The following is an 18125-nucleotide window of genomic DNA, read 5'->3' on the forward strand; positions in this document are numbered from 1 at the left end:
TGACCGCCAGCCGATATTATTTGCTTGGTTTTTTGCGTCCGGAGCCGCCGGGCTGTTTCCCGCCGCCGTCCTTTTTATTGACGGTAGCCCAGGCGCGGGCCTCGGCTTCGTCCTTGGGAATGCCGCGGTTCTCGTAGCCTTCTTCGATGTGTTCGGCCTGACGCTTCTGCTTGTCGGTGTACTTCGACTTATCTCCCTGAGGCATGGCAGTAGATGATTGAAAAGTGAAAGGAACGCGGCCCGGGGCGCCGAACCGCCGTATTTTTACGCGCACGGTGGGGGAGCGGTTCGGTTGAGCTAATTATCTTCGTCCCCGGTCCGGGCCTTTCTATTTTACTATGCGCCACGTCGCCGACATACCCCATCCCAGTGTCAAAATCACGCTTTTGGCGTGGAACGGCAAGTTCCTGCTCAAGCTGGAGCAGGGCAACCTGGAGCAGACCTACAAGGTGGCGGAACTGGACCTGCTCACGGGCACCGATGCCGAAGTGCGCGAGTTGCTGGACGAAGAGTTTCTCACGGTGGCCATTGCCCGCTTCCAGGCCATGCGCGCCGATTTGCAGGCCGCCTTCGAACGCCACGAATTGCGCTAAGGTCACTTTTACGCTACCCTTCCCATGCAAAAACTATGTGCCCTGCTGCTGGCCCTCGCGGGCCTGCTCACCGCCGCCCCAGCCACGGCCCAGCTCTACGACGTGCGCGCCGGCGAAGTGAACTACAACAAAGGCGCCCGGCCGGCCCTGAAGGTGCAGGTGGACGGCAAAGCCTCCGACGTGCGCGATTTTCTTCAAAGCTGGATGAAGAGCAACTACAACATCCGGTTCAAGAGCGGCGGCGTGCTGGGCATTGGCAAAAACGACGTGCTGGTAGCCCGCCAAACCCCGGCCAGCTCAATTTCCGGCAAGCTTGTCGACATCTACGCTTCCGTGGTGGCGCCCGCCGATTCGGTGTCGGAAGTGGCCCTGTTCGGCGGCTTCGACGACCACACGTTCTTCGACCCCGACAAAACCGCCACCGAGTACGGTGCCCTGCGCACCATGGCCCAGAACTTTGCCAGCGCGGCCCGCCTCAACGCCTACCGCACCATGATTGCGGACGCCGAAAAGAAGGTTAAAACCGCGGAAAAGGAAAAAGAGAAGCTCGAAAAGAACCGCGTGTTTCTGCAAAACAACACGACTTCGAACCTGGCCCGCATCGAGGAATTGAAGAAGAAAAACGCCGAAAACCTGCTGCAGTCGCGCGCCGACTCGGTTTCGCTGATTAAGAACTCCCAGGTGCTGGAGCAGAGCCGGATGCGGCTGCAGCAGCGCCGCGACCGCCTCTCGGCCCTGGACCGGAAAAACTAGCCCCGGCGCGGCCCGTACTCAGGTCATGGAAAACCCATCTTCTCCCCTCGACACCCTGCGCCAGCTCAAGGAGATGCTGGATGCGGGTGCCCTCACGCCCTCCGAATTTGAGGCCCTGAAGCAGCGGCTGGTTTTCACCGCGCCCAGTGTTTCGCCCCCGGCCCCCACCGCAACTGAGCCGGTGGCGCCGGCGCCAGTGCCCGCCGCTCCCATAGCCCCGGTTGTTCCCCCGTTGTATCAGCCCACGGCTCCGCCTTCCCCACCCGCCGCGCCGCCGTCTCCACCAGCGGCCACGCAGCTCCCGCGCTACGAAGACGTCCCGCTGAACTCGACGCTGAGTGCCGGCTTGCCGGTTTCGGCCCGAGCCGAGCCGGCCAGCCACGCGGCCATACCGCCGAAGCCGCAGCCTATTGCTCCCGAGCCCTTTCCTCCCATTGAGCCACGGGTCGATGCCGACGCGCGCTGGGTGGCCAATGAAATCCCGGAGGCTGAAGCGCGGGCGCCCCGCAGTCCGCTGGCGCTGATTTTGTCAATTGGCGGCTTGCTCGCCTTTCTGGGGCTGGTGATGTACCTGTCGTCTAGCCGGCACCCTTCGGAGCGCATCTCCAGCACCAGCCAGACCGCGGCCGATTCTTTGGCAGCCCCGGCGGTGGAAACCGGGCCCCAAGCGGCCCCGATGGCCCCGCAGAATACGGCCGCGCCCGAAACCATCCGCGTGCGGCCCACCAACCCAGCGCCGCCGGTGCAGCGCCGCCCCGCCGCGCCCGTTCGCGACTCGGCCGTGGTGGTGCCGCCCGCCGCTACCGCCCCGGCCGATTCGGCCGCTACCCCGTAGCGCCCGAGCAGCCCCCCACCGATGCAGCTGGGTGCTCAATCTCAACACGCTGGCCTTGCGGCCGTATGCTAAACCTCCGTCATCACTGGCGGAGGTTTTCTTTTTCTATCCTCAACACCCGCAACTATGGCATTCACTCACCTCCTTCGGCCCGTGGGGCTGGCCGTGCTGGCGGCTACCGGCCTGCAGCTGGGCAGCTGCTCGTCGCCCGCCAACAACGAATCGCAAAGCATTGCCGTGGCCGCCGGGCCCGACTCCACCAAGGCCGGCGCCAACTCGCCGCTGCGGGTAGTGGCCCAATTTTCGGGCCCGCAAATGGTGGGCGTGGCCGTGGCCCCCGGCGGCAAGATATTCGCCTGCTTTCCGCGCTGGGACTACAACCCCGTGTATCCAATTGCCGCCGTGGGGCCCAACAATACCCTCACGCCCTATCCCAACGCCAGTTGGTGCACCTGGACCGACTCCGTGAAAAACGAACCCCAGAAGCACTGGATTTGCCCCCAGAGCGTGTTCGCCGACAAAGCCGGCATGGTGTGGGTGCTCGACCCCGCCTCCCCTGGCCTGAAAGGCACCGTGCCCGGTGGCCCCAAGCTGGTAAAAACCGACCCCCAAACCGGCCGCGTTCTGCTCAATATTTCCTTCCCCGAAAGCGTGGCCCCCCGCAAGTCTTACCTTAACGACGTGCGAATTGATTTGCAGAACAACTACGCCTACATCACCGAGTCCGGCATTGGCGGCCTGGTCGTGGTCGACTTAAAAACCAACAAATCGCGCCGCCTGCTGGCCAGCCATCCCTCCACCAAGGCTGTGAAAGGCCTGGTGATAAAAGCCGAAGGCCATCCCATGATTGACGCCCAAGGCAAGCCAGCTCAATTCAACGCCGACGGCATTGCCCTGAGCACCGACAACACCTACCTGTACTACTGCCCCCTCACCGGCCATACCCTCTACCGCATCAAAACCGTGGCCCTGCGCAATGCTTCCCTCAGCGAAGCCCAGCTGGGCCAGCAGGTCGAAACGGTAGGCGAAATCCCCGCCTCCGACGGCCTGGAGATAGATGCGGCCAACAACGTGTACATCACGTCTTTCGAGCGTAGTGCCCTGCTGCGCCGCACCCCGGCCGGTAAAATTGAAACCGTGGCCGCCGACGTCCGCCTGCAGTGGCCGGATACCTACAGCTTTGCCGCCGATGGCAACCTGTACGTGGCCAACTCGGCCATTCACAAGATGGCCAGCTGGAACAAGGGCGTCGAACAGCCCCACGAGCCGTTCCGCATCTTCAAAATGCCGCTGCCGAAGTAGCCCAACGGGAAATTATAGACATCAAAAAAAGCCGCGCCTTCAACTGGCGGGGCTTTTTTATTAAGTAGCAATAAGATAAGAGGGTGAGCTGATTATTCGAGCGTAACCTTCTGGATTTTTACGCCTTTGGTAAATATGTCCAGGTTTTCGCTGGGGTGTGCCAGCACATCCATGCAGTGGTGGTGCCGTTTATTCATGGTGTCGTGTATGGTATACACGCCGTCGAGCTTGGCCGAGATGCCGGTGACGCGCACCGTATCGCCAAACTGAAATTCTCCGCCCCAGGGTTTGAGCAAATCGCGCGACAGTGCCATCCAGCGCTTTTTGGTCCCGTAGTGTGGTTTTATGTGTGAGTTATCAGCCGTTACGAACGGCTCGTCGTCGGTTTGGCCCGGTACGGCCTCGTATATGGTGGCGGTCACCGTATACTTTAGGCTGTGCGGAATGAATGATTTGGTTTTTTTCTCGCGGCGCGTGGTGGTGGGCCGGCGGGTCGCCTCTAGCGGTGAAATGAGCTTAACCAGGCCGGTTGCTTTGGGGGTGGCTGGTGCGGAGTAGAAAAGCGGCGATGTCAACGCCGAAGCTGCTAGGAGGAAGTCAATTAATAGCCGTACATTATTCATTTAATATGGTTTCGATGGCTGCCATTTCACGCCCGGCAGGATAGGCTTTTCTCCGTTTTTTAAAACGGGAAAAGTATTAACGATGAGACACATACATAAGTTCTTTAAAAATAAATTATCCAATTGAAAGGCCCCTGAGGCCTTATATGTCGCCCGAATAGTCGAAAGTTTATACCAGAAGCAATGGCCCAAACAGGAGCTTGCTACGTACTTGATAGGTTGTAAACTCGGCCGCGGGCCAGGCCCGGCCGGACCCATCGCAAAGTTGACCCAACTATCCCCGCGAATTTTGATAAATTGGCCAGCCAACCTGCTGAGCTTACTTTACGTCGGATGAATATTGCGCTGCAAATCAAGTAAATTCGTTTACCCGAATTCAGGTTTTTGCCTGTGTGCTAAGCGGCTTACTTTTACGCAGCCTTACTTAAGCTGCTTTTCTCATGGACGCATACTCGTATATCGCCAACGCCGACGCGGCGGCCATTGAAACCTTATACCAAGCCTACCAGCAGAACCCGGAGTCGGTGGACTTCGGCTGGCGCAAGTTTTTTGAAGGCTTCGACTTCTCGCAGCAGTTCCCGGAAGGGGCGCCGCTGGTGCCCGGGGCCAATGGCAGCACCGCCACGGTAACCACCGGTAACGGTGCCGCCGGTGCGGCCAAGGCTTCGGCGGCCCCCGGCCCCCAGCCGCAGCCCGACGACTACGGTGTTCTCAATACCGACGCTTCGACCAACAACGCCCCCGCGTTTGCGAACGGTGAAATAGCCGGCGACAAGGAAACGGCCGTGCGCAACCTCATCCACGCCTACCGCAGCCGTGGCCACCTGCGCGCCAAAACCAACCCGGTGCGCGAGCGCAAAGACCGCAAGGCCCGCCTCGACCTCACCGACTTCGGCCTGAGCGAAGCCGACATGGACACGGTGTTTCGGAACGGCGAAGGCCTGGGCCTGGGTGCCCGAGCCACGCTGCGCGACATCGTGGCGGCGCTGGAGAAAATCTACACCGGCCCCATCGGCTTCGAGTACATGTACATCCGCGACCCGCAGGTGCTGGACTGGTTCCGTGCCAAGGTGGAGCACGACTCGCTGGCCTTCAACCCCGGCGTGGAGTATAAGAAGCGCATTCTCAAGAAGCTCAACGAAGCCGTAGTCTTCGAGAACTTCCTGCACACCAAATTCCTGGGCCAAAAGCGGTTCTCGCTCGAAGGCGGCGAAACGACTATTCCCGCGCTCGATGCCATCATCGGCAAGGGCGCTGAGCTGGGCGTGAAGGAAGTGATGATTGGCATGGCCCACCGCGGCCGCCTGAACGTGCTGGCCAACATCATGGGCAAGACCTACGAGCAAATTTTCTCGGAGTTTGAAGGCACGGCCGTGCCCGACCTGACCATGGGCGATGGCGATGTGAAGTACCACATGGGCTACAGCTCGGAAGTGGAAGCCAGCGGCGGTCAGAAAGTAAACCTAAAGCTCGCCCCAAACCCCTCGCACCTCGAGGCGGTGAACCCCGTGGTGGAAGGCTTCGTGCGGGCCAAAATTGAGCACCAGTACGAAGGCGACTACCACCAGATTCTGCCCATCCTCATCCACGGCGACGCTGCGTTGGCGGGTCAGGGCATCGGGTACGAGTTGACCCAAATGTCCTTGCTGGAAGGCTACAAGACAGGCGGCACCATCCACTTCGTGATTAACAACCAGGTTGGTTTTACCACCGACTTTGAGGACGCGCGTTCGTCGATTTACTCCACGGATTTGGCCAAAATCATCGACGCGCCCGTGGTGCACGTGAACGGCGACAACCCCGAAGCCGTGGTATTTGCCGTGCAGCTGGCCACCGAGTACCGCCAGCAGTTCCACGCCGATATCTTCATAGACATGGTATGCTACCGCCGCCATGGCCACAACGAGTCGGACGAGCCCAAGTTCACGCAGCCCACGCTCTACAACCTCATCTCGAAGCACCAGAACCCGCGCGAGGTGTACAACGCCACGCTGGTGCAGCGCGGCGACGTGGACGCCGAACTGGCCAACCAGATGGACAAGGAGTTCCGCGACACCCTGCAGGCCCGCCTGGATATGGTAAAGCAGCAGCCCCTGCCGTATAAGTACCAGGCGCTGGAAAACGAGTGGCGCAGCCTGCGCCGCTCCACGCCCGAAGACTTCGACCAATCGCCCGAAACCGGCATCAGCGAAGACACGGTGCAGCGCGTGGCCAAGGCCCTGACCACGATTCCGGAAGGCTTCAAGCCCATCAAGCAGATTGATAACCTGCTGAAGGAACGCCGCAAGATGTTCTACGACACCCGCGTGCTGAACTGGGCCGCCGGCGAGCTGCTCGCCTACGGCTCGCTGCTGGCCGAGAAGCACATTGTCCGTGTGAGCGGCCAGGACGTGCAGCGCGGTACGTTCTCGCACCGCCACGCCGTATTGCACGACGCCGAAACATCGGCTCCGTACAACTCGCTGAACTTCCTGGACGGCGAGCACGAGCAGCTCAGCATCTTCAACTCCCTGCTGAGCGAGTACGCAGTGCTGGGCTTTGAATTCGGCTACGCCATGGCCAACCCTACGGCCCTGGTGGTGTGGGAAGCTCAGTTCGGCGACTTCGCCAACGGCGCCCAGACCATGATTGACCAGTTTGTGGTGAGCTCCGAAAGCAAGTGGCAGCGCATGAACGGCGTGGTGATGCTCTTGCCCCACGGCTACGAAGGCCAGGGCCCGGAGCACTCCAACGCCCGCCCCGAACGCTTCCTGCAGCTGGCGGCCGAGTACAACATCGTGGTGGCCAACATGACCACGCCGGCCAACTTCTTCCATGCCCTGCGCCGGCAGCTCACCTGGAGCTTCCGCAAGCCGCTGGTGGTGATGTCGCCCAAGTCGATGCTGCGCCACCCGCTGTGCGTGTCGCCGGTGGAGGAGTTCACCAGCGGGCACTTCCGCGAGGTACTCGGCGACACCTTTGCCGAAGCCAAGAAGGTGAAGCGCGTGCTGCTGTGCTCGGGCAAAGTCTATTTCGACCTGCTGGAAGAGCAGCGCACCTCCAACCGCACCGACGTGGCCATTGTACGCCTCGAGCAGCTGCACCCCTTCCCCAAAAAGCAGCTCGCCGAAGAGCTGGCCAAGTACCCCAAGGCCAAGCTTTACTGGGTGCAGGAAGAGCCCGAAAACATGGGCTACTGGAACTACATGCTCCGCTATATGCGCCGTGAACTGGAGGACGTTGTAGCCCGCAAGCCGTCGGCCTCGCCGGCCACGGGCTACAACAAAATCCACGTGAAGGAGCAGAAGGAGCTGGTGGCCCGCGCCTTCGACAAGCCCAAAGAAGCCGTGGCCGACAATAACATTGAAGCCACGGCGGAAATCGCCAAAAAGGCGGAATAGCGTAGCGTGCGATGATAACCGAAGAGCAAATCCAAGCCATTGTGCAGCGAATCGTAGCCGGCTACCAGCCCGACAGAATCATTCTGTTCGGCTCGTATGCCTACGGCACGCCCACGGAGGACAGTGACTTGGATTTGCTGGTTATTAAGGCCGGAATTGGCCCGGAAAGGGCAGAGCGGGCAATAGCCGTGCGCCGCTTACTGCGGGGCGCGGGCGCGCCCATGGACATATTGGTTCGCACACCCACGGAGGTCGCGACAGCGGCCGCCGTGCGTTTTACGATTGAAGCGCAGGCCCTGAACGAAGGCCGGATTCTTTATGCAGCCGCTTAATCAAGCTGAAAAAGCGTACTTGCAAGAATGGCTTGACGTAGCCGACTTGGACCTGCGTGCGGCCGAACGAATGCTCGCCGACGACCCCGTGGCATACGGGTATCATTTGCCTTTTGCTTGCCAGCAGGCAGTAGAAAAGTATTGCAAAGGCGTCTTGTTAGCCCAAGGAAACAGCTTTCCGCGGGTACATGATTTGCCCGAATTATTGAACCGTCTCACGCCTGGCTTTGCCTTCTCATCGGTTGAGTTGGACGATGCCGACAAGCTGGCCGATTATGCGGTAGAAACTCGTTATCCACCGCACACGCGCATTACCCCTGCCGAAATGCAGGAGGCTGTGCGAATAGCCCGCTATTTTCAGGGCCGGCTGCGCCCTTTTATTCAAACTGCTCTTTTGTAAATCAGCTGGCAAGTTTTCCAGCCTAACCGACCTCAATCCTTCTGTTCATGGCCCTCGAAATCAAAATTCCCGCCGTTGGCGAATCCATCACCGAAGTCACGATTGCCAAGTGGCTCAAGAAAGACGGCGAGGCCGTGAAGCGCGACGAAGTCATTGCCGAGCTGGAATCGGATAAGGCCACGTTTGAGCTGCCCGCCGAAGCCGACGGTGTGTTGACCATTCGCGTAGCTGAGGGGGAAACCATTGGCATCGGTACCATCATCGCCGACCTAAACGGCGCGGCTGGGGGCAGTGCCGCTCCCGCCGCGGCTGCCCCGGCTCCGGCCGCAGCTGCCGCACCCACTGCCTCGGCCGACCCTATAGATAAAGGCGAGCAAAACCCCGCCGCCAGCGACCAGGCCGGCTACGGCGGCAAGCCCGAGGGCGGTGCCGCGCCGGCCTCGCCAGCGGCTCCGGCTGCTAGCGGTGGCGGTACCATCGAAATGAAAATTCCCACCGTGGGGGAGTCCATCACCGAAGTGACCGTAGCCAAGTGGCTCAAGCCCGACGGCGCGCAAGTGAGCCGCGACGAGGTGATTGCTGAGCTGGAGTCGGATAAGGCCACCTTTGAACTGCCCGCTGAGGGCAGCGGCACCTTGCGCCACGCCGTGAAAGAAGGCGAAACCATCGCCATCGGCACCGTCATTGCGCGGATTGAAGGCGGCAGTGGCGCTGGTGCTCCGGCCGCGGCAGCCCCGGCCGCGCAGGCCGCACCCGTTGCGGCGCTGGCCTCGGCGCCCGCCGGTGGCAGCGCGGCTACGTACGCTACCGGTGTGCCTTCGCCGGCTGCTGGTAAGATTCTGGGTGAAAAAGGCATCTCGGCCACCGACGTAGTCGGCACCGGCCGCGACGGTCGCATCACCAAGGAAGACGCGCAGAATGCCCAGGCTCGTCCGGCTGCTCCGGCCCCGCAAGCGGCTCCTGCTGCAACAACGCCAGCCGCGCTGGCTGCCAGCAGCGCACCCGCTGCCACGGGCAGCCGCAACCAGCGCCGCGAGCGCATGAGCAACCTGCGCAAGACGGTCGCCCGCCGCTTGGTGTCGGTGAAGAACGAGACGGCCATGCTCACCACCTTCAACGAGGTGAACATGCAGCCCATCATGGATTTGCGCACCAAGTTCAAGGACAAGTTCAAGGAGAAAAACGGTGTGGGCCTCGGCTTCATGTCCTTCTTCACCAAGGCCGTGTGCGTGGCCCTGAAAGAGTGGCCCTCGGTGAATGCCCAGATTGACGGCACCGACATCGTGTTCAACGATTTCTGTGACATCAGCATCGCGGTATCGGCCCCCAAAGGCCTGGTGGTGCCCGTGATTCGCAACGCCGAGCAGCTGTCGTTCGACGGCATCGAGAAAGAAGTGGTGCGCCTGGCCGTGCTGGCCCGCGACAACAAGCTCACCATCGAGCAGATGACCGGCGGCACGTTCACCATCACCAACGGCGGCGTGTTTGGCTCCATGATGAGCACCCCGATTATCAACGCCCCGCAGTCGGCCATCCTGGGCATGCACAACATTGTGCAGCGCCCCATCGCCGAAAACGGCCAGGTGGTAATCCGCCCCATGATGTACCTGGCCCTGAGCTACGACCACCGCATCATCGACGGTCGCGAGTCGGTGAGCTTCCTGGTGCGGGTGAAGGAGCTGCTCGAAGACCCCACGCGCCTGCTGCTGGGCGTGTAGTTTAGCTCAATTCGTAATAGAGAAGCGGCCGGCAGTTACTGTCGGCCGCTTTTTTTGTGCGCCGGAGTAGCCCAATTTTCTCCGATGGCGTTTAAAAAGGCTCATTCGCCCTTTCTATGAAGCAATCGAACAATCGCCCCCGCCCCGCCAAATTCTGGCCCGTGCTGGGCTTTGCCACCCTGGCCGGCATGCGCAGCATGAGCGCCCCGGCATTTCTGAGCCATTACCTCTCGCGGCAGCCTCACGCGGGCCTGGATGGTTCGCCGCTGCGCTTCATCCAGAAACCGGCCACAGCCACAATATTAAAAGCAGTGGCCGCCGGGGAAATGGTGGCCGACAAAATGCCTTTTATGCCCAACCGAATTGCGCCCGAGGTGGTGCTGGGCCGCCTGGTATCGGGGGCGTTGGTGGGCGCGGCGTGGTACCGTTCGCGCCACGGCAGCGCCCTGGCCGGCGGGTTGCTGGGTGGCCTTGTGGCCGTGGCCTCCACCATTGTGAGCTACGCGCTGCGCACGGGCATCAGTGAAAAGTCGGGGGCGCCCGTGGCGCTGGTGGGCGTGGGCGAAGATGCCCTGGTGCTGGCCAGCGGCGCGGCCCTGCTGCGCGCGCAGCAGCCAGCCCACGGCGAGTGGCGGCCCATGTAATCTCATAAAGTCTGCGCTACTACAGCAGCGAGAGCGGGTTGAGCGTCATGCGGTGCTCAAACATGGCGCCGATGCTCTGCGCGCGGGCTTTGGCATCGGTGGCTTTGGGGCCGGCAAACAGCTCGTCGACGCTGGCATGGAACAGTGCCAGCCACTGCTGGAAGTGAGCCGAATTGATGGGCAGCGGAAAGTGCTTGGCAAAGGGCCGGCCCTTGTAGCGGCTGGTTCCCAGCAGCACACTGCTCCAGAAGTCGTACATGGTGGGCAGGTGTGTGGCCCAGTCCACTTGCGCCACGTCGTTGAACACGGGCCGCAGCAGCGCATCCTCGTTCACCCGGGCGTAGAAAGTATCCACCAGCTTCACGATGTCGGCTTCAGTACTCAGGTCGGGGAGGGAGGCAGGCATGGGTGGGGGCAGCAGTGCTGCTTAAGTGGGTGCGTTTCCGCCTCGCTTCAACTGAGCGGGCAGGCAGCATTAAATGAACAGCTCAGGCCGGTTGCCGGTGCCTGAAACGACGAAAATCAGGCTTCTATAGCAAGTTCGGGCTCTACTGCTTTGGCTGTTGTTTTGCGCCGCCCGCCCAGCACCACCAGCACCACGGCCAATACGATGAGGGCCGCCCCGCCCAGCATTTGCGGGTTCAGCACTTCGCCGGCGAAAGCCCAACCCAGCAGCACGGCCACCACGGGGTTTACAAACGCATACGTGCCCGCCAAGGCCGGCTCCACTACGCGCAGCAGCCAGATATAAGCCGTGAAGGCCACAATGGAGCCAAACGTGACCAGGTAGGCGTACGCCATCCACGACTTGGTCGTGACCTGGGCCAGCTCAAACCCGGACGCCTCGCCGCGCACCAGTCCTACCACGAGCATGGCCGCGCCGCCGCACAGCATCTGCATGCCGCCCGAGAGGAACGGGGAGGGAGCCGGCTGGTTTTTCTTGGAATACAGCGAGCCCACCGACCACAGCAGGGCCGCCAGCAGTACTGCCGCCACGCCGATGCCCGGGTGGCCCGGCCGCGGCACACCCGCCGAGCTGGGGTGCGCGGCCAGCAAATACATGCCCAGCATGCCCGCCGCCAGCCCCACCGTCACCCAGCGCGTGGGCCGGGGCGTCACGCCGCTCAGCCAGCCCAACAACGCCAGAAACATGGGCACCGTGGCCACCAGCAGCGAAGTAGTGCCGCTGGGCAAATACAGCACGCCAATCGTGGTGCCGCCATTGCCAAAGCCCAGCAGGCAAATGCCAATCACAAAGGCATGGCCCCAGCCGCGCCAGCTCGGACGCGGCTCGCCGCGCAGCCGCATGAAGGCGTAGAGCAGGCCCCCCGCCAGGCCGTAGCGCGTGCCGGCCATGAGCAGCGGCGGCATGCTGGCCACGGCAAATTTCATCACCAGGTAGGTGGAGCCCCAGATAAGATAAACCGCGGCAAAGGCCGTGAGCATCGCCACTCGCGACGGCGTGGCAGAACCAGTATCAGACATAAGAAAGCAAAGGGAGCCGCCGAACCAGGCTTCGGGCAGACCGATTTTAATGGAATGTGGGCCTGGCGCCGCTTACCTACAATGCACGCTAAGTGCGCGATTGGCCACCCTACAACGGTCAGGCAAAGATAAAACAGCTTTCCCGGGGCTGACAGCTATTTGGCCGGCTGCGCCTGGTAGCTGCGCGTGGCGGCATTGCTCATTTGCTCCCTGAGTGGTCTGGCTAACGCATGGGGGCAGGATTGGAGGCGATAAACAGCCGCTGGGCATGCGCAGATGGGCTAAAGTATCCTAAAACTATACCCCATTGCTCAAGCCAAATCGATTGTGGGAGTTATTGATGCCATGCGTGCTCATAAATAATAAATTTTTAGAAATACACCTTAAATTTTAAGGTTGTTTTTCAGATTATTGCTTTACATTTGAAATATTGACCCTTAAAGGCAAGGGGGTATTTCGAAATATCAGTAAAAATTGTTAAAAATGCATTGAATAATAGGGGGCGGTTTTTGCCGAGCTATTGGGGGTTTTATGATACAAATACAAATTGAGTATTCACCTTTTCTAACGTCCTGCGAGCATGAAGCACATCCTACTCCTTTTACTGCTGACTTCCGCAAGTCTGTTGGCTCATGGCCAGGCCGATTCCACCGATACTGGCAAGCTTACCCTGTCGGGCTACCTCGATTCCTACTACCTCACGGCGCTCAACCGGCCCAAATCGGGTAACCTGCTGGGGGTGGACCAACTGGCCGGCCGGGCCTTCGACCGCCTCACCGACCAGTTTGCCCTGGGCCTGGTGCAGCTCAAGTTGGGCTACAGCGCCCGCAAATCCGATGTGGTGGTGGACCTCACCTTTGGGCCCAATGCGGAGATGGGCAACTTCGGCAACACCACCGGGGCGTTCAACTCCTACCGGCCGCAGTCGCCCTACGGGGCGGCGCTGTATGGCACCTCGGCGGCCATCAAGCAGGCGTATTTCACGTACCGGGCCACACCCAAGCTCAGCTTCACGGTGGGGCAGTTCGGCACGCACATCGGCTACGAGGTAATCGACGCGCCGCTCAACTACCACTATTCGCTCTCGAACCTCTTCAACAACGGCCCCTTTTATCACGTCGGCCTGAAAGCGGCTTACGCCTTGAGCGACCGCACTTCGCTGATGGTGGGCGTGGTGAACAACTGGGACAACCTCACCGACGACAACAAGCAGAAGTCGCTCGTTAGTCAGTTCACCTACAAGCCCCTGCCCACCTGGACGGTGTACCTGAACTGGATTGGCGGCCACGGCGACGACACCTACCTCAACTCGCTGGTATCGGCCGGCACGCTGGCCCCGGGCTTTGGCCACTACAACCGCCAGCTGTTCGACCTGACCACCAATTACCAGGTCACGCCCAAGTTCTACCTCGGCCTGAACGCCGCCTACGGTCGCTACAATTTCGACACCGAATCGGACCAGGAAACGAATGCCGTCAACGACCAATATGGCAGCACTTCGCCCGGGTGGGGCGGGGCCGCGCTCTACACCAACTATGCCTTCAGCGACGTGGTGGGCGTGGGCGTGCGCTACGAGTATTTCGAAGACAAACACGCCGTGCGCTACCTGCAGGCCACCAACCGCTCCCTGACCGTGACGGCCCCCATCACGCTGGCCGCCGCTAAGCTGCTGGTGAAGCCGGAGCTGCGCTTCGACTCCTCGCCCAGCCGCTACTACGAGAACGCGCTCGGGCAGGGAATAACTACCCAAACCACGCTGGGCGTGGCCTTTATCTACAAATACTAGCCCACACCCATGTCATTCACGCATTCTTCTTATGCCGTGCCGTGGCTGCTGGGCCTGCTGGCCTGGCTGCTGCTGGCGGCCTCGGCGGCCGGGGCGCAGGCCTTGCCGCTCGACGAGCAGGGCCGGGTGGGCTTTGCCGAAGTAGTGCTAGCCGACTCGCTGCGGGCCGCCACGCTCTACGCCCACGCCAAAACCTGGCTGCGGCGGCGCGGCTACGAGCTGGCCGAGGCCGACTCCGTGGCCGGCCGGCTGGTGGGCGCTCACGCCTTTGGGGTGTACGACCGCGGCTACATCACCAAGCGGCTGCACGGGAAGGTGCACTACCGCCTCACGGTGGAGGTGAAGGACGGCCGCTACCGCTCGCAGTTCACCGATTTTTCCTTTGCCTACTACCGCGAAGACCGCACCGCCCACGCCCTGCCCACCGGCCAGACCAAGCCCCTAGAAGACGCCACCGCCCCCGGCTGGCAAAAACTGTGGGAAACGCACCGCCACGATGCGTTGCTCACCGTGACCAGCCTGGCCGACGAGCTGAAAACGGCCATGCTCAACGTGCCCAAGCCCAAAGCCCTTCCCGTTTCGCGGGCCGCCGACTGGTAGCTCAACCCCTGCATTCAACTCCTCAACCTTTAATTTTTTAACCGCTTCCCTCCGATGCAAAAGCCCAATTTTATTCCGCTGCTGCTACTGCTGGCGCTTGGCCTGCTGGCCACGTTCATGCCGGCGCTGCCCACCACCATTGTCACCGAAGGAATCAACACCGGCGACACGGCCTGGATGCTCTGCGCCACCGCCCTGGTGCTGCTGATGACCCCCGGCCTGGCCTTTTTCTACGGCGGCATGGTGAACTCCAAAAACGTGATTTCGACCATGCTGCAGAGCTTCGTGGCCATGGGCATCATCAGCCTGCTGTGGGTGGTGGTAGGCTTCAGCCTGGCGTTTGGCACCTCGCTGGGGGGCTTTGTGGGCGACCCGCGCACGTTCTTCCTCTTCAAAGGCGTGCTGGATGGCAAGCCCTGGGCGCTGGCGCCCACCATTCCGCTGATGCTGTTCGCCTTCTTTCAGATGAAGTTTGCCATCATCACGCCGGCCCTCATCACCGGCTCCATTGCCGAACGCATCAACTTCAAGTCCTACATCGTGTTCATCGTGCTGTTTAGCCTGGTGGTATATGCCCCGCTGGCGCACTGGGTGTGGCACCCCGAGGGCTTCCTGTTCAAGCTGGGCGTGCTGGACTTTGCCGGGGGCACGGTGGTGCACATGTCGGCGGGCTGGGCCGCGCTGGCCTCGGCCCTGTACCTGAAGCCCCGCAAGGCGCACGGCTCTTCGGAAGTGGTGCAGCCGGCTAATATCCCGTTTGTGCTGCTGGGCACGGGCCTGTTGTGGTTCGGCTGGTTCGGCTTCAACGCCGGTTCGGCCACGGCCGCCAATGCATTGGCCGTAAGTGCCTTCGCTACTACCAACGTGGCCGCTTCGGCGGCCGGCCTGGCCTGGATTCTGTTCGACGTGGCCCGGGGCAAAAAGCTCTCGGCGCTGGGCTTCTGCATTGGGGCCGTGGTGGGGCTGGTGGCCATCACGCCGGCCTCGGGCTTTGTCACGGTGCCGGTTAGCATCTTCATCGGGGTCATTGCCGGCATTACCAGCAACTTCTTCGCGCACATCCGCTCCAAGTCGCGCCTCGACGATACCCTCGACGTATTCCCCTGCCACGGCGTCGGTGGCATGGTGGGCCTGATTATGACGGGCATTTTCGCCAGCAAAGCCGTTAACTCGGCCGCCGTGGATGGCCTGGCGTACGGCGGCACCACCTTGTTCCTGAAGCACCTGTTGTCGCTGGTGCTGGTATCGGCCTTCGCGTTCGGCGCCTCCTTTGTGCTCCTGAAAATCACCGACCTGATTACGCCGCTGCGCGTTTCGGAGGAAGAGGAATTGCAGGGCCTGGACATCAGCCAGCACGAGGAAAAGCTGCTGGTGGGTGCGTAAGCCGCGTTGAGTTAGCCCAACCAGTTAGCCCAACGGTGGCTCGCTGCTTCCGCTTGGGTAGTTGGTATGAATAGAAAGGCCGGGGCATTCGCTCCGGCCTTTTGCCGTTTGGGCGCCGGGCCGCTAGCGCGAACCGCCCCGCCCGCCCATCTTTGCCGCTGTGAAATTCCTGCCCCTTTCCTTGCTGCTCGGCCTGCTGGCCGGGTACGCGCCCCGCGCCGCCGCGCAGCTTCTTCAGCCCGCGCCCGCTGCCTTCACCCGTGCCGATTCGTTGCGCGGGGGCCAGTCGCCGCTTCGTACCTGCTACGACATCAACTACTACCACCTCGACGTGAAGCTGGACCCGGCCCAGCGCTACCTCAGCGGCTCGAACCTGTTTCGCTTCACCGCCACGGAGGAGTTCAACCGGCTGCAATTCGACCTTTTTGCCAACCTGCAGGTCGATAAAGTGCTGTACAAGGGCAAGGAAGTGCCCTTCGCCCGCGAAGCCAACGCGGTATTTGTCACCTTCCCGAAGGCTATTGCGGCTGGCAGCCGCGACGAGTTTACGGTGTACTATTCCGGCAACCCCACCGTAGCTAAAAAAGCGCCCTGGGACGGCGGCGTGGTCTTCGCGCAGGATGCCGCCGGTCAGCCCTGGGTGGCCACGGCCTGCCAGGGCACGGGGGCCAGCATCTGGTGGCCCAACAAAGACCAGCAGGCCGACGAAGTTGACAGCATGCTCATCAGCGTGACGGTGCCCAAGGGCCTCAAGGACGTTTCGAACGGCCGCCTGCGCAAAATCACCAAGCTGAAGGGCGGTTTCACCCGCTTCGACTGGGCCGTGCGCAACCCCATCAACAACTACGACGTGGCCCTGAACGTGGGCAACTACCAGCGCTTCGGCGACGTGTACCAGGGCGAGAAAGGCCCGCTCACCCTCGACTACTGGGTGCTGCCCGAAAACCTCATCAAGGCCAAAATGCAGTTTGATGCCAACGTGAAGCCCATGCTCAAAAGCATGGAGCACTGGTTCGGCCCGTACCCGTTTTACCAGGACGGCTACAAGCTGGTGGATGCTCCGCACCTGGGCATGGAGCACCAGAGCGCCGTTGCCTACGGCAACAAGTACCTGAACGGCTACCTGGGCCGCGACCGCAGCAACACCGGCTGGGGCCTGAAATGGGACTTCATCATCATCCACGAAAGCGGCCACGAGTGGTTCGGCAACAACATCACCACCAAGGACATTGCCGACATGTGGGTGCACGAAAGCTTCACCACCTACTCCGAGGCGCTGTTTGTGGAAAGTCAGTTTGGCAAGCCAGCCGGCCAGGAATACATCCACGGCCAGCGGCGCAACATCCAGAACGACGGCCCAATTATCGGTCCCTACGGCGTGAACAAGGAAGGCTCCGGCGACATGTACGACAAGGGTAGCAACCTGCTCAACACGCTGCGTGCCATCGTCAACGACGACGAAAAGTGGCGGCAGATGCTGCGCGGCCTCTCCAGCACCTTCTACCACCAGACCGTGGCCGGCCAGCAGGTTATCGACTACCTCAACCGCGAAAGCGGCAAGGACCTCAGCAAAATATTCGACCAGTACCTGCGCCATGCCAGTCTTCCCACCCTGGAAATTCGCTTTGAAAACAACCAGGCCCTGGCCCGCTGGGTATCCGAAGTGCCGAAATTCGACATGCCGGTTCGCATGCGCTTAAAGGGCGGCGAGTACCAGGTTGTGCCGCTCACCACGAAGTTTGAGGTTATCAAGCAGCTCCCCGGCGCCACCAAGGAGAACCTGGAAGTGGACACGTTCAACTACTACATCGGCGTGCTGGTGGAGTAAGTTGAAATAACCATAAGAACGGTCATGCAGAGCGCAGCGAAGCATCTTTACCGCTTCGTTGGGCCAGCTCACTGTGCTATCCTATGTACGTCTACATCCTCACCAATACCGGCCGTACGGTCCTATACATTGGCGTAACCAATGATTTACCGCGCCGCATGTATGAACACAGCACTGGCCGGGGCGACGCAAGCAAATTCACGGGCCGGTATCAGGCCGATTTGCTGGTCTATTTCGAACTCTTGCCTGACGCAACGCAAGCCATAGCTCGTGAAAAAGTCCTGAAAGGATGGAGCCGCGCCAAAAAAGATGCACTGGTGTTGGCATTCAATCCAACCTGGCAGGCTATTGATTTGGAATCGTGGGCAGCCGAGGCAACGAAGCGGTAAAGATGCTTCGCTGCGCTCTGCATGACCGTTCTTTCAATTCAATAACTCAGATAAAACCTACCTTTCCCGCACCG

18 protein-coding genes are annotated in these 18125 nt (G+C 61.1%); 14 read left to right on the forward strand and 4 right to left on the reverse strand.

Annotated elements, in window-relative coordinates:
• Positions 1-16: 16 nt before the first annotated feature.
• A complete protein-coding gene (locus AUC43_RS08385; protein WP_068191856.1) occupies positions 17-205 on the reverse strand; it encodes a transcriptional regulator in 189 nt (62 codons plus the stop codon).
• A gap of 133 nt (positions 206-338) precedes the next feature.
• Here AUC43_RS08385 and AUC43_RS08390 point away from each other — a divergent pair, with 133 nt between their 5' ends.
• The 4 genes from AUC43_RS08390 (at position 339) to AUC43_RS08405 (ending at position 3483) form a co-directional block, all read left to right on the forward strand.
• Entirely contained in the window at positions 339-593 is a 255-nt protein-coding gene (locus AUC43_RS08390; RefSeq protein WP_068191858.1) for a hypothetical protein, read from the forward strand.
• 24 nt (positions 594-617) lie between these two features.
• Entirely contained in the window at positions 618-1346 is a 729-nt protein-coding gene (locus tag AUC43_RS08395) for a hypothetical protein (protein ID WP_068191860.1), read from the forward strand.
• Positions 1347-1371: 25 nt separating this feature from the next.
• The gene (locus AUC43_RS08400) at positions 1372-2181 is read left to right on the forward strand and encodes an SHOCT domain-containing protein (protein ID WP_068191862.1); all 810 of its coding nucleotides are present in this window, start codon (positions 1372-1374) and stop codon (positions 2179-2181) included.
• A 126-nt stretch (positions 2182-2307) separates the two neighbouring features.
• Positions 2308-3483 carry an L-dopachrome tautomerase-related protein gene (locus tag AUC43_RS08405; RefSeq protein ID WP_082684995.1) on the forward strand — a complete coding sequence of 392 codons (1176 nt, stop codon included), beginning with the start codon at positions 2308-2310 and terminating at the stop codon, positions 3481-3483.
• 92 nt (positions 3484-3575) lie between these two features.
• Here AUC43_RS08405 and AUC43_RS08410 read toward each other — a convergent pair whose 3' ends face one another.
• Positions 3576-4106 carry an RlpA-like double-psi beta-barrel domain-containing protein gene (locus AUC43_RS08410; RefSeq protein WP_157780992.1) on the reverse strand — a complete coding sequence of 177 codons (531 nt, stop codon included), beginning with the start codon at positions 4104-4106 and terminating at the stop codon, positions 3576-3578.
• A gap of 440 nt (positions 4107-4546) precedes the next feature.
• Here AUC43_RS08410 and AUC43_RS08415 point away from each other — a divergent pair, with 440 nt between their 5' ends.
• The 5 genes from AUC43_RS08415 (at position 4547) to AUC43_RS08435 (ending at position 10580) form a co-directional block, all read left to right on the forward strand.
• Positions 4547-7486, forward strand: a complete 2940-nt coding sequence (locus AUC43_RS08415) for a 2-oxoglutarate dehydrogenase E1 component (RefSeq protein ID WP_068191867.1) — start codon at positions 4547-4549, stop codon at positions 7484-7486.
• Positions 7487-7497: 11 nt separating this feature from the next.
• On the forward strand, positions 7498-7818 hold the full coding sequence (locus tag AUC43_RS08420; RefSeq protein ID WP_068191869.1) for a nucleotidyltransferase domain-containing protein: 321 nt from the start codon (positions 7498-7500) through the stop codon (positions 7816-7818).
• Positions 7805-8218, forward strand: a complete 414-nt coding sequence (locus AUC43_RS08425) for a HEPN domain-containing protein (RefSeq protein ID WP_068191871.1) — start codon at positions 7805-7807, stop codon at positions 8216-8218. The genes AUC43_RS08420 and AUC43_RS08425 overlap by 14 nt, the downstream gene beginning before the upstream one ends.
• 47 nt (positions 8219-8265) lie before the next feature.
• On the forward strand, positions 8266-9936 hold the full coding sequence (odhB, locus tag AUC43_RS08430; RefSeq protein WP_068191873.1) for a 2-oxoglutarate dehydrogenase complex dihydrolipoyllysine-residue succinyltransferase: 1671 nt from the start codon (positions 8266-8268) through the stop codon (positions 9934-9936).
• Positions 9937-10052: 116 nt separating this feature from the next.
• Complete coding sequence (locus AUC43_RS08435; protein ID WP_068191875.1) at positions 10053-10580, forward strand: DUF4126 family protein; 528 nt, start codon at positions 10053-10055, stop codon at positions 10578-10580.
• 19 nt (positions 10581-10599) lie between these two features.
• Here AUC43_RS08435 and AUC43_RS08440 read toward each other — a convergent pair whose 3' ends face one another.
• Positions 10600-10986, reverse strand: coding sequence for a group III truncated hemoglobin (locus AUC43_RS08440; protein WP_068191878.1), 387 nt, complete (start codon positions 10984-10986; stop codon positions 10600-10602).
• A gap of 116 nt (positions 10987-11102) precedes the next feature.
• Positions 11103-12065: an EamA family transporter gene (locus AUC43_RS08445; protein ID WP_068191880.1), complete on the reverse strand. Its 963-nt coding sequence runs from the start codon at positions 12063-12065 to the stop codon at positions 11103-11105.
• Between the two features lie 580 nt (positions 12066-12645).
• On the opposite strand from AUC43_RS08445, the gene AUC43_RS08450 reads away from it, so the two are divergent.
• The 5 genes from AUC43_RS08450 (at position 12646) to AUC43_RS08470 (ending at position 18051) form a co-directional block, all read left to right on the forward strand.
• Entirely contained in the window at positions 12646-13851 is a 1206-nt protein-coding gene (locus AUC43_RS08450) for an outer membrane beta-barrel protein (RefSeq protein ID WP_068191882.1), read from the forward strand.
• 9 nt (positions 13852-13860) lie between these two features.
• Positions 13861-14451, forward strand: coding sequence for a DUF4468 domain-containing protein (locus AUC43_RS08455; protein WP_082684996.1), 591 nt, complete (start codon positions 13861-13863; stop codon positions 14449-14451).
• A gap of 54 nt (positions 14452-14505) precedes the next feature.
• A complete protein-coding gene (locus AUC43_RS08460; RefSeq protein WP_068191886.1) occupies positions 14506-15834 on the forward strand; it encodes an ammonium transporter in 1329 nt (442 codons plus the stop codon).
• A gap of 160 nt (positions 15835-15994) precedes the next feature.
• Positions 15995-17662: a M1 family metallopeptidase gene (locus AUC43_RS08465; RefSeq protein WP_233254134.1), complete on the forward strand. Its 1668-nt coding sequence runs from the start codon at positions 15995-15997 to the stop codon at positions 17660-17662.
• An 83-nt stretch (positions 17663-17745) separates the two neighbouring features.
• A complete protein-coding gene (locus tag AUC43_RS08470) occupies positions 17746-18051 on the forward strand; it encodes a GIY-YIG nuclease family protein (protein ID WP_068191887.1) in 306 nt (101 codons plus the stop codon).
• Positions 18052-18125: the final 74 nt, after the last annotated feature.

This window comes from Hymenobacter sedentarius (assembly GCF_001507645.1).
GTDB lineage: Bacteria > Bacteroidota > Bacteroidia > Cytophagales > Hymenobacteraceae > Hymenobacter > Hymenobacter sedentarius.